The sequence below is a fragment of the Streptomyces sp. NPDC098781 genome, from assembly GCF_044759995.1.
Lineage (GTDB): Bacteria > Actinomycetota > Actinomycetes > Streptomycetales > Streptomycetaceae > Streptomyces.
On record NZ_JBIWAK010000008.1, the window covers coordinates 405,228 to 424,978 of the forward strand.

General features: G+C 71.4%; 15 protein-coding genes. 8 read left to right on the forward strand and 7 right to left on the reverse strand.

Annotated features, from left to right (window positions below):
* Window positions 1-129: 129 nt before the first annotated feature.
* From ACIQWG_RS31085 to ACIQWG_RS31100, 4 genes are all read right to left on the reverse strand, one after another.
* On the reverse strand, window positions 130-798 hold the full coding sequence (locus ACIQWG_RS31085; protein ID WP_404101699.1) for a response regulator: 669 nt from the start codon (window positions 796-798) through the stop codon (window positions 130-132).
* The gene (locus ACIQWG_RS31090; RefSeq protein ID WP_404101701.1) at window positions 795-1,988 is read right to left on the reverse strand and encodes a sensor histidine kinase; all 1,194 of its coding nucleotides are present in this window, start codon (window positions 1,986-1,988) and stop codon (window positions 795-797) included. Before ACIQWG_RS31090 ends, ACIQWG_RS31085 begins: the two co-directional genes overlap by 4 nt.
* A 100-nt stretch (window positions 1,989-2,088) precedes the next feature.
* Window positions 2,089-2,877 (reverse strand): IclR family transcriptional regulator, encoded by a 789-nt coding sequence (locus ACIQWG_RS31095; protein WP_404101703.1) that lies wholly within the window; start codon window positions 2,875-2,877, stop codon window positions 2,089-2,091.
* A gap of 38 nt (window positions 2,878-2,915) precedes the next feature.
* Window positions 2,916-3,341 (reverse strand): MarR family winged helix-turn-helix transcriptional regulator, encoded by a 426-nt coding sequence (locus ACIQWG_RS31100; protein ID WP_404101705.1) that lies wholly within the window; start codon window positions 3,339-3,341, stop codon window positions 2,916-2,918.
* Between the two features lie 223 nt (window positions 3,342-3,564).
* On the opposite strand from ACIQWG_RS31100, the gene ACIQWG_RS31105 reads away from it, so the two are divergent.
* The 8 genes from ACIQWG_RS31105 (at window position 3,565) to fxsT (ending at window position 16,083) form a co-directional block, all read left to right on the forward strand.
* Window positions 3,565-4,482: an SDR family NAD(P)-dependent oxidoreductase gene (locus ACIQWG_RS31105; protein WP_404101706.1), complete on the forward strand. Its 918-nt coding sequence runs from the start codon at window positions 3,565-3,567 to the stop codon at window positions 4,480-4,482.
* A gap of 11 nt (window positions 4,483-4,493) precedes the next feature.
* Window positions 4,494-5,369, forward strand: coding sequence for an amidohydrolase family protein (locus tag ACIQWG_RS31110; RefSeq protein WP_404101846.1), 876 nt, complete (start codon window positions 4,494-4,496; stop codon window positions 5,367-5,369).
* A 10-nt stretch (window positions 5,370-5,379) separates the two neighbouring features.
* On the forward strand, window positions 5,380-6,882 hold the full coding sequence (locus tag ACIQWG_RS31115) for a long-chain fatty acid--CoA ligase (RefSeq protein ID WP_404101708.1): 1,503 nt from the start codon (window positions 5,380-5,382) through the stop codon (window positions 6,880-6,882).
* 8 nt (window positions 6,883-6,890) lie between these two features.
* On the forward strand, window positions 6,891-7,346 hold the full coding sequence (locus tag ACIQWG_RS31120) for a MaoC family dehydratase (protein ID WP_404101709.1): 456 nt from the start codon (window positions 6,891-6,893) through the stop codon (window positions 7,344-7,346).
* A 352-nt stretch (window positions 7,347-7,698) separates the two neighbouring features.
* The gene (locus tag ACIQWG_RS31125; protein WP_404101711.1) at window positions 7,699-9,831 is read left to right on the forward strand and encodes an FxsB family cyclophane-forming radical SAM/SPASM peptide maturase; all 2,133 of its coding nucleotides are present in this window, start codon (window positions 7,699-7,701) and stop codon (window positions 9,829-9,831) included.
* The gene (locus ACIQWG_RS31130) at window positions 9,828-10,667 is read left to right on the forward strand and encodes an aminoglycoside N(3)-acetyltransferase (RefSeq protein ID WP_404101712.1); all 840 of its coding nucleotides are present in this window, start codon (window positions 9,828-9,830) and stop codon (window positions 10,665-10,667) included. The genes ACIQWG_RS31125 and ACIQWG_RS31130 overlap by 4 nt, the downstream gene beginning before the upstream one ends.
* Window positions 10,668-10,724: 57 nt before the next feature.
* Window positions 10,725-12,026, forward strand: coding sequence for a TIR-like protein FxsC (locus tag ACIQWG_RS31135; RefSeq protein ID WP_404101714.1), 1,302 nt, complete (start codon window positions 10,725-10,727; stop codon window positions 12,024-12,026).
* Window positions 12,013-16,083 carry an FxSxx-COOH system tetratricopeptide repeat protein gene (fxsT, locus tag ACIQWG_RS31140; RefSeq protein WP_404101716.1) on the forward strand — a complete coding sequence of 1,357 codons (4,071 nt, stop codon included), beginning with the start codon at window positions 12,013-12,015 and terminating at the stop codon, window positions 16,081-16,083. The genes ACIQWG_RS31135 and fxsT overlap by 14 nt, the downstream gene beginning before the upstream one ends.
* A 13-nt stretch (window positions 16,084-16,096) precedes the next feature.
* Here the strand turns inward: fxsT and ACIQWG_RS31145 are convergent, their stop codons facing one another.
* From ACIQWG_RS31145 to ACIQWG_RS31155, 3 genes are all read right to left on the reverse strand, one after another.
* Complete coding sequence (locus ACIQWG_RS31145; protein ID WP_404101717.1) at window positions 16,097-16,990, reverse strand: alpha/beta fold hydrolase; 894 nt, start codon at window positions 16,988-16,990, stop codon at window positions 16,097-16,099.
* A 218-nt stretch (window positions 16,991-17,208) separates the two neighbouring features.
* The gene (locus ACIQWG_RS31150) at window positions 17,209-18,057 is read right to left on the reverse strand and encodes a hypothetical protein (protein WP_404101719.1); all 849 of its coding nucleotides are present in this window, start codon (window positions 18,055-18,057) and stop codon (window positions 17,209-17,211) included.
* An 11-nt stretch (window positions 18,058-18,068) separates the two neighbouring features.
* Window positions 18,069-19,736, reverse strand: a complete 1,668-nt coding sequence (locus ACIQWG_RS31155) for a PHP domain-containing protein (RefSeq protein ID WP_404101720.1) — start codon at window positions 19,734-19,736, stop codon at window positions 18,069-18,071.
* Window positions 19,737-19,751: the final 15 nt, after the last annotated feature.

Here is a 19,751-nt window from a genome sequence, read left to right on the forward strand (position 1 = left end):
TCCCTCCCGGCAGGACGGGTCGGTTGCCATCGCCCTCAGACTCCTGCCGCGGGGGTGGTCACCGGATCGCCGGAAGGAGCGGTTTGCGGACCTCCGTCGTACGGGGGAAACGGGCCGGGATCTCCCTCGCTAGGGGGATCCGGGGGTGACGAGCCCCGTCTCGTAGGCGCAGATCACGGCCTGCACCCGGTCCCTGAGACCCAGCTTGCTCAGCACGTTGCTCACATGTGTCTTCACGGTGTGCTCGCTGACGAACAGCGCCGTCGCGATCTCCGCGTTGGACAGCCCCCGGGCCAGCATCCGCAGCGTCTCGACCTCGCGCGCGGTCAGCACGTCCAGCCGCTGCGGGGTGGCCTCCGCGGCCGCCTCGGCCCGCTTGCGCCGCACGATGTCCGCGACCAGCCGGCGCGTCACCGCGGGCGCGAGCAGCGAGTCCCCGGCCGCCACGACCCGCACGGCGTGCACGAGGTCGTCGCGCCGTACGTCCTTCAGCAGGAAGCCGCTGGCCCCGGCGCACAGCGCCTCGTACACGTATTCGTCCAGGTCGAACGTGGTCAGCATGACGACCTTGCAGCTCGACTGCCCGCACACCCGCCGCGCGGCGGCCAGACCGTCCATGACCGGCATCCGGATGTCCAACAGCAGCACGTCGGGCGTGTGCCGCTCGACCGCGGCGACCGCCTCGGCGCCGTCCCCGGCCTCGGCGACCACCTCGATGTCCGGCTGCGCCTGAAGGATCATGCTGAACCCGGCGCGGACCAGTTCCTGGTCGTCGGCGACCACCACCCGGATGCTCATCCCAGGGCCGCCTCCCGGTCGACGGCCGCGGGCAGCCGTACGACCACCTGGAAGCCGCCCCGCGGTCCGCGCCCGGCCCGTGCGCTGCCCCCGCAGGCCGCGGCCCGCTCCCGGATGCCGATCAGACCGTGGCCGCCGTGGCCGCCCACCGGCCCGCGTCCGTCGTCCGTGACCGTGAGTGTCAACTCGTTCTCCGTCCAGTCGAGTTCGACCGTAGCGGAGTCGGCCCGCGCGTGCTTGACGGTGTTGGTGAGGGCCTCCTGGACCACACGGAAGGCGGCCACCTCGGTGTCCGGCGGCAGTGGGCGGGGCGAGCCCGAGGTGCGCAGCTCCACGCGCAGACCGGCGGACTCGCCGACCTGGCGGACCAGAGCGGGCAGATCGGCCACGCCCGGCTGCGGCAACCGCCACGCGTCGCCGTCCGCCCGCTGTTCCTTGAGCACGCCGAGGATCCGGCGCAGCTGGGCCATCGCGTCCCGCCCCGCCGTCGCGATGGCGTCGAACGCGGCCTCCGCGCGTGCCGGATCGCTGCGCACCACCACCGGCCCTGCCTCGGCCTGCACCACCATCAGACTCACCGCGTGGGCGAGCACGTCGTGCATGTCCCGGGCGATCCGGGAGCGCTCCTGCGCGAGGGCACGCGCGGTGTCGGCGGCCCGTTCCCGCTCCAGCCGCCGGGCCCGGTCCTCCAGCTCGGCGGTGTAGGCCCGCTGCACCCGGGCGAGCACGCCGAAGCCGTAGGCGCAGACCACGCTGAGCAGCTGGAAGGCGTACTCGAAGGGCTGGGGGTCCTCCTTGTGCAGGATCACCAGCGAGACCCCGGTCAGCCAGCCGCCCAGCATGACGCGCCGCTGCCAGGGCCTGCCCAGGGTGGCCATCGTGTACAGGACGACCATGCCGCCGTACATCACGTCGGGCGGCGGGGCGTGGTAGACGGCCTGTGCCGGGGTGGCCACCGAGACCGCCCACGCCGTCGCGAACGGCGCCCTCCGGCGCCACACCAGCGGTACCGCGGTCGCGGCGCCGATCAGCCAGCCCTGCCAGCTCAGCCGGTCGTCACCCTCGTCGGGGAAGATCCACTGGAGTGAGACGGCGAACAGCACCAGGGCGGCGAGCGCCGAGTCGACGGCGTACGGGTTGGCCGTGCGCAGGCGGTCGACCGCGGGGGCGATCCAGGAACGAGCGGACACGGGCGGCTCCTCGGGGCAAGGGGCCCTTTCAGTATCGCGAGGGACCTCACGCCTCGTCCTCACCGACGAGAGGGATATCCGTCGGACCGGCCCGCGGCCCCTACGTCCCCTTCTCCGGCTGCCACCCCAGCGCCCGCGAGATCCCGCGCGCCGCCAGCCGCACCGCCGGCACCAGCACCGGAACCTGCGCGTCGGCCTGCGGCACGACGACCGACACGGCGGCGACGACCGCACCGCCCGGCCCGCGCACCGCCGCCGCGACCGACAGCGCGTCGTCGGTCACCTGGCGGCTGCTCACCGCCACGCCCGTGCGGCGCACCTCGGCCAGCATGCGGCGCAGCACGGCCGTGTCGGTCACGGTGTACGGCGTGAAGGAGGCGAGCGGCCCGGCGCAGTACCGCTCCTGGAACTCCGGGTCGCCGTGCGCGAGGAGCGCGAGTCCGACCCCTGTGGCGTGCAGCGGCCAGCGCGCTCCGACCCGGATATGCACCCCGACCGCCGAGCGGCCCGAGAGCCACTCGATGTAGACGACCTCCGGCCCGTCCTGGACCGCCAACTGCACGTTCTCATGCGTGGCTTCGTACAGGTCCTCCAGGTACGGCAGCGCGACCTGGCGCAGCGCGAGGCCGCGCGGCGCGAGTGCGGCGAGCTCCCACAGCCGCAGCCCGACGTGGTAGAGCCCGGCGTCGTCCCGCTCCAGCGCGCCCCACTCGGTGAGGGCCGCCACCAGCCGGTGGGCGGTGCTCAGGCTCAGCCCGGCGCGCCGGCTGATGTCGGTCAGGCACAGTGCCGGGTGCTCCAGGTCGAAGGCACCGAGCACCGACAGCAGCCGGTCGGGCGCGGAACGCGTCCCCCCGGCCGACGGGGACGGTACGGCGTCGGCGGTCATCGGCAGGTCGTCACCCCGGTCGGCGGGTCGGCATGTCGTCACCCCAGCCCGGACTCGGCGACGCGCTGGAGCAGCGCGTGCAACCGCTTCCGCTCGTCGGCGTCCAGCGGCCGCACCAGCTCGTCGGTGACGCGCCGGCCGGCCTCGTCGGTGTCCCGCAGGAAGGCCCGGCCCCCCTCGGTCAGCACGATGATCCGGCTGCGGCGGTCGTCGGGGGAGGGGCGCCGCTCGGCGAAGCCCAGCTTCTCCAGGTCGTCGACCAGGCCGACGATCGCGCTCGGGTCGTAGCCGAGCGAGGAGCTCAGCTCACGCTGGAGGGCGCCCGGGGTGGTGGCCAGCAAGCGGAGCACCGCGTAGTGGCGCAGCCGCAGCCCCGACTCCTGGAGGAACGTGTTGAACAGCTGACCGGAGCGCAGGCCGAGGCGGTACAGCAGATAGCCGGTGTCCGCGTGCAGTCCGCGCATCCACGGCTCGTCGGCGTCGATCGGCGCGGGGCCTGCGGTGTGCTGGGTGGTCGGCCGGCTGGCGATGGCGGGCTCCCTGGTCGAGGCCCCGGGGCGGGGCGGTGCGTGCGTGCTGCCCCCAGCATGACGCAAGGAGGAGTGTCCAACAACTATTGACGTCAACAACTATTGTTCCTACCTTCGATCTCGCAGCCGCACCTCACGCACTTCGAAGGGACCCGCCGTGCCCAGCATCGATCTCACCGGCAAGGCCGCCGTCGTCACCGGCAGCGGCCGGGGCCTCGGCCTCGCCTACGCCCACGCCCTCGCCGCCCACGGCGCCCGTGTGGTCGTCAACGACGTCGACGAGGCCGTGGCCGAGGCCGCGGTGAAGTCCATCGCCGAGGCGGGCGGCACCGCCGTCGCCGAGGTCGTCCCGGTCGGCACCGCCGAGGCCGCGGACCGGCTGGTCGGCCGCGCGGTCGAGGAGTTCGGCCGGCTCGACGTCCTGGTCACCAACGCGGGCATCCTGCGCGACAAGGTCCTGTGGAAGATGACCGACGAGGACTTCGACGCGGTCCTCACCACCCACCTCAAGGGCACCTTCACCTGCGCCCGCGCCGCGGCCGTCCGCATGCGCGAGCAGGGCGAGGGCGGCACCCTGATCCTGGTCGGCTCCCCGGCCGGACAGCGCGGCAACTTCGGCCAGACGAACTACGCCGCCGCCAAGGCCGGCATCGCCGCCATGACCCGCACCTGGTCGATGGAGCTGGGCCGCGCGAACATCACCGTCAACGCGATCGTGCCGGTCGCCGCGACCGCGATGACCGAGACGATCCCCGCCTTCGCGCCGTACATCGAGGCGATGCGCAACGGCGAGCCGCTGCCGGACTTCCTCCGCAAGGGCGAGGGCTTCGGCACCCCCGAGGACTGCGCGGCCCTCGTCCCCTTCCTCGCCTCCTCGTCCGCCCGCGGTGTCACCGGTCAGTGCATCGGCATCGGCGGCGACAAGGTGGCACTCTGGTCGCATCCGCAGGAGATCGCGGCGGCGTACGCCGACGGCGGCTGGACCCCCGACACCCTGGCCGACGTCTGGCCCACCTCGGTCGGCGCCGAACTCCAGTCGGTCGGCATCCCCGCGCCGAAGTTCCCGGAGGCGTGATGGCCCTCTCGCTGAACCCCGACGAACTGGTCGCCATCGACGTCCACACCCACGCGGAGGTCTCCTCCAAGGGGCACTCCTCCCTGGACGACGACCTGCACGCGGCCTCCTCCGCCTACTTCAAGGTCGCGGGCAAGCGGAAGCCGACCATCGAGGAGACGGCCGCGTACTACCGCGAACGGAAGATGGCCGCCGTGATCTTCACGGTCGACGCCGAGTCCGCCACGGGCACACCGCCGGTCCCGAACGAGGAGGTCGCCGAGGCGGCCGCCGCCAACGCCGACGTCCTCATCCCGTTCGCGTCCATCGACCCGTTCCGGGGCAGGGCGGGAGTGAAGCAGGCCCGCCGCCTGGTGGAGGAGTACGGGGTGAAGGGCTTCAAGTTCCACCCCAGCATCCAGGGGTTCTTCCCCGACGACCGCTCGGTGGCGTACGGCCTGTACGAGGTGATCGAGGAGACGGGCACCATCGCCCTGTTCCACACGGGACAGACGGGCATCGGCGCGGGCGTCCCCGGCGGTGGCGGAATCCGCCTGAAGTACTCCAACCCCCTCCACGTCGACGACGTGGCGGCCGACTTCCCCCAGCTGAAGATCATCCTGGCGCACCCGTCCTTCCCCTGGCAGGACGAGGCCCTCGCGGTCGCCACCCACAAGCCGGGTGTCCACATCGACCTGTCCGGCTGGTCCCCGAAGTACTTCCCGCCCCAACTGGTGCAGTACGCCAACACACTGCTCAAGGACAAGGTCCTCTTCGGCTCCGACTTCCCCGTCCTCACCCCCGACCGCTGGCTCGCCGACTTCGCCGAGCTGCCGATCAAGGACGAGGTCAGGCCGAAGATCCTCAAGGAGAACGCCGCCCGGCTGCTCGGGCTGACGAAACCGTAAGGGGCGTGACATGCGCAACGAGGGACTGGGGTCGTGGCCCGCACGCCGGGCCCGCAAGACCCCGCACCGCACGGCCCTGATCCACGGCGACACGACCTGCACGTACGGACGACTGCACGAACGCACCACCCGCCTCGCCCACGCCCTGCGCGAGCGGGGCGTCCGGCGCGGCGACCGTATCGCCTACCTCGGCCCGAACCACCCCTCCTACCTGGAGACCCTGTTCGCGGCCGGCACGCTCGGCGCGGTCTTCGTCCCGCTCAACACCCGCCTGGCCGGCCCCGAGATCGCCTACCAACTCGCCGACTCGGGCGCCAAGGCCCTGGTCTACGGCCCGTCACACGCCGGACTGGTGGCGGGACTCCCGGGCAGCACCGACGTACGCACGTATGTCGAGGTGGGCGCCGAGTACGAGCAGGCGCTGACGGCGGCCTCCGACGAACCCGTCGACACCCCGGTCACCCCCGACGACACCTGCATCATCATGTACACCTCGGGGACGACCGGCCGCCCCAAGGGCGCGATGCTCACCCACGGCAACATCGTCTGGAACGCGCTCAACGTCCTCGTCGACACCGACCTGATCGCCGACGAACGTGCCCTGGTCTCGGCCCCGTTGTTCCACACGGCGGGTCTGAACATGCTGACCCTGCCCGTGCTGCTGAAGGGCGGCACCTGCGTCCTGGCCGAGGCGTTCGACCCGGACGCGACCTTCGACCAACTGGCCCGCCACCGCATCACCTTCATGTTCGGCGTACCGACGATGTTCGACCAACTGGCCCGCCACCCCCGCTGGCCGGCCGCAGACCTGTCGTCCCTGCGCATCCTGACCTGCGGCGGCTCCCCGGTCCCGACACCGCTGATCGCCGCGTACCAGGAGCGGGGCCTGACCTTCCTCCAGGGCTACGGCATGACGGAGGCGTCCCCCGGAACCCTGTTCCTGGACGCCGAACACGCGGTGACCAAGGCGGGCTCGGCGGGCGTACCGCACTTCTTCAGCGATGTACGGGTGGTACGGCCGGACCTGACCCCGGCCGACGTCGGCGAGACCGGCGAAGTGGTGGTCCGCGGCCCCCATGTCATGCCCGGCTACTGGGGCCTGCCCGACGAGACCGCCGCGTCCTTCGCCGAGGGCTGGTTCCGCAGCGGCGACGCCGCCCGGGTCGACGAGGACGGCTACGTCTTCATCGTCGACCGCATCAAGGACATGATCATCTCGGGCGGCGAGAACATCTACCCCGCCGAGATCGAGGACCTCCTCCTCGCCCACCCCGACATCGTCGAGTGCGCGGTGATCGGCGTCCGGGACGACAAGTGGGGCGAGGTCCCGCGCGCGGTGGTCGTACCCCGTGCGGGCGCCTCCCTCGACCCCGACGAAGTCCTCGCCTCGCTGTCCGGCCGGCTGGCCAAGTACAAGATCCCCAAATCGGTGGTCCTCGCGCCCGAACTCCCGCGCACCGCCTCCGGAAAACTCCTCAAGTCCCGTGTCCGTACCCGCTACGGCAACCAGTAAGGAACCGCATGAGCATCACCGTGAACGGCCTCGACGAACTCAAGAACCTGGCCGGCAGCGACCTCGGCACGAGCGAGTGGATCGAGATCACGCAGGACCGGATCGACACGTTCGCCGACGCGACGGGGGACCATCAGTGGATCCACGTCGACCCTCGGAGGGCGGCGGAGGGGCCGTTCGGCGCGCCCATCGCCCACGGTTATCTGACGCTCTCGCTCTTCATCCCTTTGTTCACCGAGCTGTTGGACGTCCAAGGGGTGGCGACGAAGGTCAACTACGGGCTGAACAAGGTGCGTTTCCCGGCTCCGGTGAAAGTCGGGTCGCGGATACGGCTCACCGGTAAACTGGCGGAGGTGGAGGAGGTGCCGGGCGGCGTGCAGATCGCTGTGGAAGGCACCATCGAGATCGAGGGCGGGGCGAAACCGGCGGCCGTACTGACTAGCCTGTCGCGCTTCTACAGCTGAGGTGTTTCGTTACCCCGAAACGGTACCGATATCCCTCGGACGGAGGCATAGTTTGGTCATCAGCGGGTACTGACGAACCCGCCGCTGTACCGTGCTGTCAGAGTGCCCATTCACTCACCTTCACCCCACCCTCCTGATCAGGGAATACCGTGACCGTTCGAACCAGAGCCACTGCCGGCACCGAGGTGCGGCCGTCGGCCGCCGAAGCTCACACCACCGCGCCGCGTCTCGACGCTCCGCACGACCCGAAAAGCGTCCGAGGCGTACGTCGCGCCCGCTCGTCCTCGCAGACGCGCAAGGGGGCAGGGGTAACCTTCCAGTCGTCCATCTGAGGACTACCGCATACTCCGTCATGACCGGTCCGACCGTTCCGCTGCGGCAGCTCGTGCTGAAAGTGCACAGCAGATGCGACCTCGCCTGCCGGCACTGCTACGTCTACGAGCACGCCGACCAGAGCTGGAGCTCGCGCCCCAGAGTGATCTCACAGGAAACGATCTCCTGGACCGCCCTCCGGTTGTCGGAGCATGCCAAGAACCACCAGCTCGCCTCCGTACAGGTCATCCTGCACGGGGGCGAGCCGCTGCTCGCCGGTCCGGCCCGCTTACGGGCCGTCTGTGAGGCACTGACCACCGCGCTGGACGGCGTCTGCGACCTCGATCTGCGCATCCACACCAACGCCGTTCAGCTCAATGAGCGCCACCTCGACCTCTTCGCCGAGTACGGCGTGCGGGTCGGTGTCTCCCTGGACGGCGACCGCGCGGCCAACGACCGCCACCGGCTCTTCCGCGACGGCCGCAGCAGCCACGACAAGGTCCTCCGGGCGATCGCCCTCCTCGACCAGGACCGCTACCGACACCTCTACGCCGGCATCCTGTGCACCGTAGACGTGCGCAACGACCCCGTCGCCGTCTACGACGCCCTCGCCGCGCTGCGTCCTCCGCGCATCGACTTCCTTCTGCCCCACGCCACCTGGGACGAGCCGCCCCTGCGGCCCGACGGCAGCGGGACGCCCTACGCCGACTGGCTCCTCGCCGTTCACCACCGCTGGAGCGAACGGGGCGGCCCGATGCCGGTGCGGCTGTTCGACTCGGTCGTCAGCACCCTCGGCGGGGGGCCCAGCTTCACCGAGGCGATGGGGCTGGAAGCCGCCGACGTGGTCGTGATCGAGACCGACGGCACCTACGAACAGGCGGACTCGCTGAAGACCGCCTACGACGGGGCGCCGGTCACCGGCAAGGACGTCTTCCAGCACACCCTCGACGACGTGGCCCTGCACTCCGGCATCACCGCCCGGCAGAGCGGCCTGGACGGGCTGAGCACCGAATGCCGCGCCTGCCCGGTGGTGCGTTCCTGCGGCGGCGGACTGTTCGCCCACCGGTACCGCTCCGACGGCACCGGCTTCGACAACCCGTCGGTGTTCTGCGCGGACCTCAAGGAACTGATCCGGTCCATCGACGCCCGCACCGGCGCGAGCGCGACCCGTCCGATCGAAGGCTTCGACGCCCTGGCCGACGGCAGCGACGAGGGCATCGGCGTACGGCAGTTGGCGCGCGTCCGGCACGACGTGACCCGTGGGCTGCTGACCACCCTGCACAAGGAGATCGGGCCGCGCGCCGGCGAGCGGTGGGAACGCTCCTGGCAGCTCGCCCTCGACCTGGGGCGCCACGACGGCGGCCTGCTCGAACCGCTCCTGTCGCACCCCTACACCCGCACCTGGGCCGTGCGCTGCCTGGACGGTGTCGCCTCGCCCGCTCATCTGGCCTCTCTCGTGGCCGCCGTGGCCCTGCCGGCGCGGGCCGCCGAGAAGGCGCCGGTGCCGGTGAGCGACGGCGTCGCCCATCTGCCGGGCCTGGGCAGTCTGCGGATGCGACTTCCCCTGACCGAGGCCGAGTTGGCGGAACATCACCTCGCCGGTCCGGACTGGGAGCCACTGCACCGGGTCCGTGCCGACGGGCTGGACATCGTCCTGGACGACGCGGACCCTCATCGTGACTGCTTCGGCACTCCGGTCGGCGGACCGCTGACGGACCCGGAGACCGACCGCTGGCGTCATCTGCTGCCGCAGGCCTGGGCGTTGATCCGCAAGGCGCTGCCGGCCGTCGCGTCCGGCATGGCGGAGGGGGTGCGCGTGATCACTCCGCTCGCCGTACCACCGGATCCCGAACACTTCCTGCCCGGCGGAGGATTCGGCGCGCTGGGCGTCCACCTCGGCCGCGCCCCGGAGCACCTCGCCGTGGACCTGGTGCGTGGCTTCCGGCTGGGCGTGCTCGACGCCCTCCTCGACGCGTGCGACCTGTACGACGAGACGGACGTGCGCACCGGTGCGCTGCTCGGCGACACCTACGCGCGCGCCGCGACCGACATCCTGCGGCACGACGCCGAGGCGGCCCGCCGCACCCGCGCCCAGTGGGTGGCACTGTCGGAGGCCGGCTCGCTGACCGCGCTCGGCCGCCGGTTCGTCGACGGCATCGGGCGGAGCCTGTGACCGCCACCGCGCTCTCGCTCGCCGAGGACCTCAGGGCACTGGGCCTGCGTCCCGGGGCGACGGTACTGGCCCATGCCTCCCTGCGCCGGGTCGGCGCCGGAGCCGACACCGTCCTGGCCGCGCTGCGCGTCGCCCTCGGCGCCGAGGGAACGCTCGTCGTACCGACGTTCACCGCCGGCAACTCCGACACCTCACCGGCGTACCGGGAGCGCACCCGGAACATGACGACCGATCAAATCCGGGCACTGCAACGGCAGATGCCCGCCTTCGATCCGGACCGGACGCCCTCCGAGGGCATGGGCCGGCTGGCCGAGGCCGTGCGGTGCGCCGAGACGAGCGTGCGCAGCGCACATCCGCAGACCTCCTTCGCCGCCCTGGGCGGCCGGGCCGAGGAGCTGCTGGCCGTGCACGACCAGAACTGCCACCTGGGTGAGCGTTCCCCGCTGAACCGGCTGTACCGGTCCGGGGCCCAAGTGCTGCTGCTGGGCGTCGGCTTCGAGGTGTGCAGCGCCTTCCACCTCGCCGAGTACCGGGTCCCCGATCCGGCCCGGCGGACCTACCGCTGCGTGATCCTGCGCGACGGGGAGAGCCGCTGGATGTCGTACGAGGACATCGACCTGGACGACAGTGACTTCGGCGCGCTGGGCGCCGACTTCGAGAAGGGCGACGCCGCCCGGCCCGACCCGGTGGTGCGCGGCGGGAGTGTCGGGGACACGCAGGCCCGGCTCTTCCCGCTCGGCGCGGCCGTGGACTTCGCCACCGACTGGCTGGCCGGAAATCGATCCCGTCGCCTTTTCACGGACCCGTCACAAAACGCTGAGGGGTTCCTACACTGAGTGTCCACCCCCGCCGGGCCGGGGAACGGGGTGCGGGGGACGGGATCGGGGGATCGCGTGGAGCCGACGGAACCATGGGGGGATGCGACAGCCCCCTATTTCTTTCTCAGTTACGCCCGGATGCCGCAGGACGGAACGGATGCGACCGACCCCGACCTGTGGGTGCACCGGCTCTTTCGTGAACTGTGGGACCACATCCGGCAGATGACGGCCCATCCGGGCGCGCCAGGGTTCATGGACGGCACCATGCGGGTCGGGCAGAACTGGCCCAGTGAACTCGGTGACTCGCTGGCCCGCTGCCGGGTGTTCGTGCCGCTGTACTCGCCGCGGTACTTCATCAGCCCCTGGTGCGGCAGGGAGTGGGCCGCGTTCGGCAACCGCGTGGCCCGCCACCGGGAGGCGGGACAAGCAGGCATACCCAGTGCGGTGGTGCCCGCGCTGTGGTCGCCCGTCCCCGATCACCGACTTCCCGAACAGGTCAGGGAAGTGCAGTACATGCACCCCGAACTCGGCCAGCGCTACCGGACGTTCGGGCTGTACGGGCTGGCCAAGCTGAGGGCGTTCCGCAGCGACTACGAGAAAGCCGTGCTGCACCTGGCCCGGCGCATCGTCGACGCGGGTGAGAGCGTCGTCGTCGAGCCCGCCGAACGCGTCCGACTGGAGGCGGCCCCGGACGCGTTCGCGGCCACCCCCGCGACGACTTCGACCACCGGGCGCACCCTGCGGATCAGCGTGGCGGCCGCGTCCCTGAACCGGCTGCCCGAGGGCCGGACATCCGAGTACTACGGTCCCTCGGCCGTCGACTGGAACCCGTACCACCCCGATTCGGAGCGGCCCCTCGCCCAGGTCGCCGCGGACATCGCCCAGCGACTGGCCTTCCGCCCCGACGTCCGGGAGTTCGACCACACCGCGAAGCCGGCCGACGGGCCGGAGGTCGTGCTCCTGGACCGCTGGACGCTGCGCGACCCCGATCACCGGGCCGCCCTGGGCGAGTTCGACAAGAGCGACCTGCCGCCCACCGGTCTGGTGGTGCCGTGGAACGAGAACGATCCCGACAGCGACGAGGCGGAGTACGAACTCGCCGCGCAGGCCGAGGCCACCCTGCCGCGCCGGATCCGGCTGGGCCGGCAGGCGTGCAGACCCGCGGTCCGGGGCGTCCCGGACGGCCAGGCCTTCGACAAGGTCCTCCCCGACGTCGTGCAGTGGGCGGAGGGCGAGTACCGCAAGCGGGCCCAGCCCAGGCCACCGGCCGGGAAGGCCACCGAGCGATTCCGGCTGTGCGGGCGCGACGACCAGGACAGCCGACCCCAGGGACACCGCCGGAACGCCGAGGAGGAAGACCGCGATGAGCAGCCTTGACGAACAGGACGGCCGGACGGGCCGCATCGTCACGTTCTACTCGTACAAGGGCGGCACCGGCCGGACGATGGCCCTCGCCAACGCGGCCTGGATCCTGGCCGCCAACGGCAAACGCGTCCTCGCCGTGGACTGGGACCTGGAGGCGCCGGGCCTGCACCGCTTCTTCCATCCGTTCCTCGACCCGGCCACCGTCGGCGCCACCACCGGCGTCATCGACATGCTCAAGGAGTACGCCTGGGCGGCCACCAGCGACGGGGACGGCTCGGACCCCGAGGAGCGGCCGGCGGACTGGCACGTGGACTACGCCCGTATCCAGCGCCACGCCGTCTCCCTGGACTGGTCCTTCACCGAGCCGGGCACCCTGGACCTGGTGTCCGCGGGACGGCAGGACCGCGACTACTCCGGGCTCGTGAGCACCTTCGACTGGGACCACTTCTACGACGATCTCGGCGGCGGGCTCTTCTTCGACGCCCTGCGCGAGGACATGCGCCGCAACTACGACTACGTCCTCATCGACAGCCGCACCGGTCTGTCCGACATCGCCGACGTCTGCACGGCGCATCTGCCCGACATCCTGGTCGACTGCTTCACCCTCAGCGGCCAGAGCATCGACGGCGCCGCGGCCGTCGCCCACGACATCCGCGACCGGTTCCGCCGGCGCCGTATCCGCATCCTGCCCGTCCCCATGCGCATCGACGAGGGCGAGAAGGAGAAGGCGGACGCCGGGCGGGCGCTGGCCCGCGCCAAGTTCGACGGGTTCCCCTCCGGCATGACCGAGGACGAACTCACCAAATACTGGGGGTCGGTGGAGGTCCCGTACCGTCCCTACTACGCCTACGAGGAGACGCTGGCCACGTTCGGTGACGAGGCCGGCAACGCGACGTCCCTGCTGTCCGCCTTCGAGCGGCTCACCGGCGTGATCAGCGACCAGGCCGTCATCGGTCTGCCGCGCATGCCCGAGGAGGTGCGGGAGAGCGTCACCGCGAAGTTCACCCGCCAGCGGCTCGCGCTCCCCGCCGACCTGCACCTGAGCTATGTGTCCGAGGACCGCATGTGGGCCGACTGGATCACCGTCCTGCTGTCCCGGGCGGGGTTCAAGGTGTCGCGCAGGTACGTGGGCTGTGAGGGGGACGGCGCCGAGAAGCCCGCCGACCGCACCGTCTTCGTCCTCTCCCCGGCCTTCCAGCGTTCGGCGCGGGCCCGCCAGGTGTGGGACGCGGCCACGAGCGGTGAACTCGCGAGCCGCCGCCAGGTGGTCGCCGTCCGGGTCGGCGACCTGCGTCCGGCGCCCACGTTCGGCGAGCGGCCCTCGGTCGACCTGGTGCGGACCAGCGAGAAGACGGCCACCTCCGCGCTGCTGCGCGCCCTCGGCAAGCCGCCGTTGCCCGCCGAGCTCACCGACGAGGCGGCGCTCAGGGACGCCCGCTTCCCGGACACGGTGCCCAAGTTCTGGAACGTCTCGCCGCGCAACCCCTCCTTCACCGGCCGCAGCGCACTGCTGGAGAGGCTCCGCGACGGGCTGGGCAGCAGCAACTCCGGCGGCTCGCCCGCGCCGTACGCCCTCTACGGACTCGGCGGCGTCGGCAAGACGCAGATCGCGCTCGAGTACGTGCACCGCTTCGCCGCCGACTACGACCTGGTGTGGTGGATACCCTCCGAGCAGAACGAGCTCGTGGTCTCCTCCCTCAGCGATCTCGCCCGTCGGCTGGGTCTGCGGGTCGGCGACGACGCCGCGCAGGCCGCGCAGGAGGTCTGCGACCATCTGCGCCAGTCGTCCGCGCTGCGCTGGCTGCTGGTGTTCGACAACGCCGACGAGCCGCAGGAGGTGAGCAGGCACTTCCCCGGCGGCACCGGGCATGTGCTGGTCACCTCCCGCAACCACACCTGGCTGAACTTCGGCGAGGCCCTGGAGATCGATCCCTTCCTGCGCGAGGAGAGCATCGAGCACCTGCTGCGCAGGGCCGCCGACCTCACCACCGCGGACGCCGACCGGGTGGCCGCCGCGGTGGGAGACCTGCCCCTCGCCCTCGACCAGGCCGGCGCCTGGCTGGCCGAGACCGCCACGCCCGTCGACACCTATCTCGCCGAATTGGAGCAGCAGGCGGCGCGGGTGCTGTCGCTCAGCCAGCCCGCGAACTACCCCGAGCCGGTCGGCGCAACCTGGAACGTGTCCATCCAGCGGCTGACGGAACGTTCCCCGGCCGCGGTCCGCCTCCTCCAGCTGTGCGCCTTCTTCGCCGCCGAACCGATCTCGATGGAGCTGCTGTACGGCGACGAGATGACGAGCGTGCTGTCCGAGCTGGACCCCTCGCTCCAGGAGAAGATGGTGCTGGGCCGGGTGATCCGGGAGATCGGCCGGTTCGCCCTCGCCAAGGTGGACCGGGGCACCGAGTCGATCCAGGTGCACCGGCTGGTGCAGTCGGTGATCCGGTCCCAGCTTCCCGCCCGGGAGCAGGAGGACGCCCAGCACGTGGTGCACCGCATCCTGGCCGGCGCCCGTCCGTCGGGCGAGGAGCCCATCGACGACCCGAAGAACCAGCCCATCTTCGCCGCGATCTGGCCCCATCTGGATGCCTCCGAGGCCAGCACCTGCGACGAGCCGAAGACCCGGCAACTGCTCATAGACCGCGTCCGCTACCTGTGGAAGCGCGGCGACCTGAACGTCGCCCACTCCTTCGCCGACGGGCTGCGGGAGCTGTGGGAGGGGCAGCTGGCCAGGAGCCGCGCCCGGATCGCCGATCTGGAGAAGCAGGACCAGGCCGAGGCGACCACGCCGCCCGGGTCCAACGGCACGGTCGACCCGCGGGTCCCGCGCACCCTCGCCGAGGAGCGGCGGTACGCGACGGAACTCCAGACCCAGCTGCTGCACCTGCGGTTCCACACCGCCAACGTGCTGCGCTCGCTGGGCAAGTACGTGGAGGCGGAGGAGCTGGGCTCCGACACCCTCACCCAGCAGCGCGCCCTGCTCCAGCCCGGTCATCCGCACATCATGATGACGGCCAGCGGCCTCGCCACCGACCTGGGCAGCATCGGCCGGTTCGAGGACGCCCTGGAACTGGCGAACGAGGCGTACGACGGCTTCAAGGAGTACTTCGGCGAGGACCACTCGCGCACCCTCAGCGCCAAGAACAACCGCGCCGTCTGCCTGAGGCTGCTGGGCCGGTACACCGAGGCCCGGGACGTCGACCAGGAGATCTACGACCAGCGCCGCAACGACCTCGGCGCCGCGCATCCGCACACCTTGATCAGCATCACCAACCTCGGCCGGGACCTGCGCGAGACCGGCGAGTACGACGCGTCCATCTCGCTGCTGAGCAGCAGCCACGAGTCGTACAAGCGACTGTTCGGCGAGGCCAACCCGGACACCTTGCGCAGTGCGAAGAGCCTCGCCGTGTCGCTGCGCAAGGCGGGACGGGTCGACGAGGCGCGGGCGCTCACCCACCAGACCCGGGAGCACTACCGGCTGCGCGACGCGCCGGCCTCCACCCCCGACGTGCTGGACTGCACCCTGAACTACGCCACCGACCTGTACGCCACCGGGGCCCGCGAGGAGGCCCTGACGCTGGCCCAGGACATAGTGCGGCAGTACCGCATGGCACCCGGCGAGCGGCATCCGGCGACGCTCGCCGCCATCAACAACCTCGGGATCTTCATGCGGGGTTCCGGGGAGGTGAGCAGGGCGCGGGCGCTGCTGGAGAAGAACTTCGCCACCTTGCGCGAGGCACTCGGCGACCGTCACCCCTACACGCTCGCCTGCGCCGTCAACCTCGCCAACGTGCTGTCCGAGCTGAACGAGCTGAGCCAGGCGGAGGAACTGGAGCGGACGGCCGTGGCCGGTTTCCAGCCCACGCTCGGCCACCTGCACCCGGACACCATCGTCTCGCGTGCCAACCTGGGTGTGACCCTGCGGGCGCTGGGCCGCATCCCCGAGGCCGACCAGCTCCAGGAGAGCAGCCACGCCGAGTTCGCCCGGATGCTGGGGGAGAACCATCCGCACACGGTGAGCGTCCGCGAGGGCAAGCGCATCCACCGGGACCTGGAGCCGCCGGCCGTGTGAGGCGGTGCGGGGCTCAGGCGGGGTCGGCGGTCAGCCGCGAGCGTCCGCCCAGCAGCCAGGTGAAGACGTCCGGCAGCACCCGCAGCGAGGCGAAGTGTGCCTCCTCGGGGTGCAGCACGGCCCGGCCGCCCGGGATGCGCTCGGCCAGCCACCGGGTGTGGCTGGCCGGCGAGAACCCGTCCTGTTCGCCGTGCCACAGCAGTACGGGTACGGAGATGTCGGCCGGTGAGAAGCCCCAGGGACCGCAGAAGGACAGGGCGTCGTCCACCCACCCGTCGGCGGACACGCTGAACGCCTCCTGGTAGTTGCGCAACAGCATGGCGCGGATCGCCGCGTTGGCGATCACCCGCAGATCGGAGTTGGTCAGTTCCCCGCTCAGTTGCTTCAGCAGCTTGGCTGGATCGGACCGAATGTCGACTGAACGTTTTCGCAGACTCTCCGCGAGCAGATCGGGACCGTCCAGCGCCTTGGTGTACTCGTTGACGTTGGAGGCCGCCATGCCCGCGAACCAGTCCAGCCCGTCCGCGTCCCGCGGGGCGAGGCCGACCAGGACGGCGGCCCGGGTCACCCGGTCCGGCAGCAGTGCCGCGCAGGCGAGGGCGTGCGGTCCGCCGCCGGAGCGGCCGACCACGGCGAAGCGTGACACGCCGAGGGCGTCCGCGATGGCGGCGACGTCGGCGGAGACATGGGCGACCTGGCGTCCGGCGAGGCGGTCGGAAGGGCCGTAGCCGGGGCGGTCGTAGGTGATGAGCCGGACCCGCTGGCGATACAGCAGCATCGTCCGGGGTGCCGGGCCGAGCCGGCTGCCGGGCGTGCCGTGCAGCAGGAACACGGGCGAGCCGCCGGGATCTCCGCTGATCTCGACGGCTAATCGACGCCCGTCCTCCGTGTACACGTCTCTGAGCATGCGCGGCCCCCTTCCGAAGCCCCCGCCCGCTGCGGCATGCCGCGTGGCCGTGCAACGGCCCTTCCCTATCGTGCCCCAGATCATCCCGATGTGCGGGTGTTTCCGGCTTCTGGCGGGTCAATGGCCAAGAGATGGCGGGGACTTGGCGGTCCGGTGCGCGAGGTGAAGGCCGCGGCGAAAGGACCAGCGCTCGCCGCGGCCTCCGCAGGACTTCTCGGTCAGCCCGCGACCTGGCGGTACGAGTACACAGCCGTGGCCACCGCGCAGACCCCCGGCGGAATCATCTCCGCGCGCAACGTCCCGCTGTTCACGTCGTAGTCCACGCCCTCCGTCTCGAAGGCCCCCGTGCACACGCTGCGCTGCGGCAACGCGAACAGGCTCCGCACCGCGCCCGTGATCGGCTGACCGTCCACCTTGCGGGGCAGGTCGACCTGGAGGAGCGGGCGGATCTCGGGGAAGAGCGTGTTCGTGGCGTCGTTCGAGGCGCACAGCAGGCGGGTGTCGGTGACGAAGTCGCAGCCCTGGATGTCGCGTACCGGCTTGTCCAGGGTGATCTGCCAGGCTTCCTTCAGTTCGCCGCCGGCCTGGGGCGTGGACGGGTTCAGCAGGGGCGCGGGGAAGACCTGGAGCCGTCGCTGCTCGCCCCATTCGCCCGACACCAGCCACTGACCGTCGGGCGAGACGGTGGCGAAGGAGTTGTTGAGCTTCTCGCCCGGGTTGAGCTGGTGGACGTACTCGTGGCGCTTGCCGGACGGTGTCGTCACCGCGAACATCTTCGACGTGGCCGTGTCCGGGCCCTGGTAGGCGTCGAACACGTGCCCGTTCGCGATGTCCGGGTCGCCGACGTGGTTCCAGCCCTTGATCCGCAGGTCGAGCGGGATGTCCGCCATGCCGCGGTACAGGAGCGAACCGTCCGCCCGGACGGCGAGGCCCTGCCCGCCGCCCAGGGTGTCGGTGTACGCCGTGCCGGTCTCGGCCCACCGCGGGTCACCGGCCGCGGAGGCGGTGCCCGCGCCCAGCGCCAGGGCGGCCGATAAGCAAGCGGGGGTGAGGAGGTGACGTCTCATCAGGCGTCTCATCATGCTCCTGCCACGTCGATGAAGATGGGGTTGGAATAGAACCACGTATCCGTCCACGGGTCACCGTCGCCGGGCGCGTGCGGGATCGGCCCGTGCGGGTCGATCGAGGCGCCGAGGTAGCCCGCGCCGTGGCGGTTGCCGTCGCTGCCGCGCAGACGGACGTAGAAGGACTCGTGCCCGGCGGTGAGGGGGATGCGCAGGGTGTACGTCCCCTTGCGGCCGGAGACGTCCTTCGTCGTCACGACCCTGGTGTCGGGCGCCTGCCACGTGTCGCGGTCCGTGACCGGGCCGCGTACCGTGCCCCGGATGACGTCCACATGGGCCAACTCCGGCAGCAAGCCGTGGGAGTTGACGCGCGAAGCCGTCGTCACCGTCACGTTCAGGGTGAGCTTCTCGCCCTTGCGCACGCGCAGCCGGCCGCCCAGCGTGACGCCCCTGCCGTGGTCGCAGTCCCGCTTCACCCGTACGTCGAGGCCGTCCAGCAGATGACCGTGGTCCAGCCAGACCCGGCCCGCGCGCAGGCCCGCCATCACCGCGCGGTAGCCGTAGCGGGTGACGCCCACGTGGGTGCGGCTGAACTGGCCCGGCCAGAAGTCGCTGCCCGGCTGCGGGGTGTCGGTGTTCACCGGGTCGGGCAGCTTGCCGGTGTTGTCGAAGTTCTGACCGGGCAGCCAGTCGCCGTTCTTCCAGGTGTCGAAGACGATGCGGTGGGCGTCCGAGTTCGTGGTGATCGAGAACAGGCGGCCCTCCGCCAGCATCGAGTCCCACAGGCCGCCGACCGTCGCCGTCGCCCAGTCGAAGCCGCCGTACGTCCGGTACGCCTCCGCCGGATAGCCGGCCCAGGACTGCGCCGACGGCTTGTTCTCGTACTCGCCACGGATCGAGGTCGCACCGCGCCGGCCCGGGATGGCCGCACCCTGGGCGCCGGGCGCGCCCTCCATGCCGATCATGATCTCGGGAGCCGCGTCCCGCCAGCCCCGCATCTCGTGCGGGGAGTCGATGCCGAGGCGCAGCGGGTGGTTGGCAAGGACGAGGACGTCGTCCACGTAGCCCCTGCGGCGCTGCCCGGCCAGCCACTGGATGGCCTTGATCGCGTGGGCCTCGTTGCGGGCGGTGTCCGCGTCGGCGGCGCCGCCCTTGTCGTAGCCGAGCAGCTTGCCGTCGTAGGCGCTCTCGAACCGGGTGAGGAGGTCGACCTCGTGGCGGCCGGGCGTGGTGAAGACCGTGGCGTGCTCGGCGGCCGGGATGTACCACTCCAGGCCCTGGAAGATCAGCTGGCGTGGGTTCTCGGCGCGGGCCTCGAGGATCTCCTGGTGCTCCAGCGACGCCCCGTACTTGGCGTGGCCGAAGTTGGAGTGCTCGGTGAACACCATCCAGTCGAGGCCGTACTCGGCTCCCGCCGCGGCCAGTTGGGAGAACGTGTACTTGGCGTCGTGGCTGTAGACGGTGTGGATGTGGTGGTCGCCGACCAGGTAGGCCAGGCGGGGGTCGTCGCCGCCCCAGCCCCGCGACGAGGCCGCCGCGGGCACGGCCGCCGAGCCGAGCGCGAACGCGGCGCCGAACAGGCCGGCGCTGCGCAGGAGTCCGCGCCGGGAGACGCCCTGCGGGTCGAGGTCGCTGGCGGAGACGGACGGGTCGGCCCAGGTGGGCAACTGCTGCTCGGTCATGGGGTCATCCTCGGC

What these genes read in the sequence shown, in the direction of transcription:
- ACIQWG_RS31085 (WP_404101699.1), bottom strand. Translation starts at nt 798, where the DNA reads ATGAGCATCCGGGTGGTGGTCGCCGACGACCAGGAACTGGTCCGCGCC.
- ACIQWG_RS31095 (WP_404101703.1), bottom strand. Translation starts at nt 2,877, where the DNA reads ATGACCGCCGACGCCGTACCGTCCCCGTCGGCCGGGGGGACGCGTTCC.
- ACIQWG_RS31100 (WP_404101705.1), bottom strand. Translation starts at nt 3,341, where the DNA reads ATGCGCGGACTGCACGCGGACACCGGCTATCTGCTGTACCGCCTCGGC.
- ACIQWG_RS31115 (WP_404101708.1), top strand. Translation starts at nt 5,380, where the DNA reads ATGCGCAACGAGGGACTGGGGTCGTGGCCCGCACGCCGGGCCCGCAAG.
- ACIQWG_RS31120 (WP_404101709.1), top strand. Translation starts at nt 6,891, where the DNA reads ATGAGCATCACCGTGAACGGCCTCGACGAACTCAAGAACCTGGCCGGC.
- ACIQWG_RS31125 (WP_404101711.1), top strand. Translation starts at nt 7,699, where the DNA reads ATGACCGGTCCGACCGTTCCGCTGCGGCAGCTCGTGCTGAAAGTGCAC.
- fxsT (WP_404101716.1), top strand. Translation starts at nt 12,013, where the DNA reads ATGAGCAGCCTTGACGAACAGGACGGCCGGACGGGCCGCATCGTCACG.
- ACIQWG_RS31145 (WP_404101717.1), bottom strand. Translation starts at nt 16,990, where the DNA reads ATGCTCAGAGACGTGTACACGGAGGACGGGCGTCGATTAGCCGTCGAG.
- ACIQWG_RS31150 (WP_404101719.1), bottom strand. Translation starts at nt 18,057, where the DNA reads ATGAGACGTCACCTCCTCACCCCCGCTTGCTTATCGGCCGCCCTGGCG.
- ACIQWG_RS31155 (WP_404101720.1), bottom strand. Translation starts at nt 19,736, where the DNA reads ATGACCGAGCAGCAGTTGCCCACCTGGGCCGACCCGTCCGTCTCCGCC.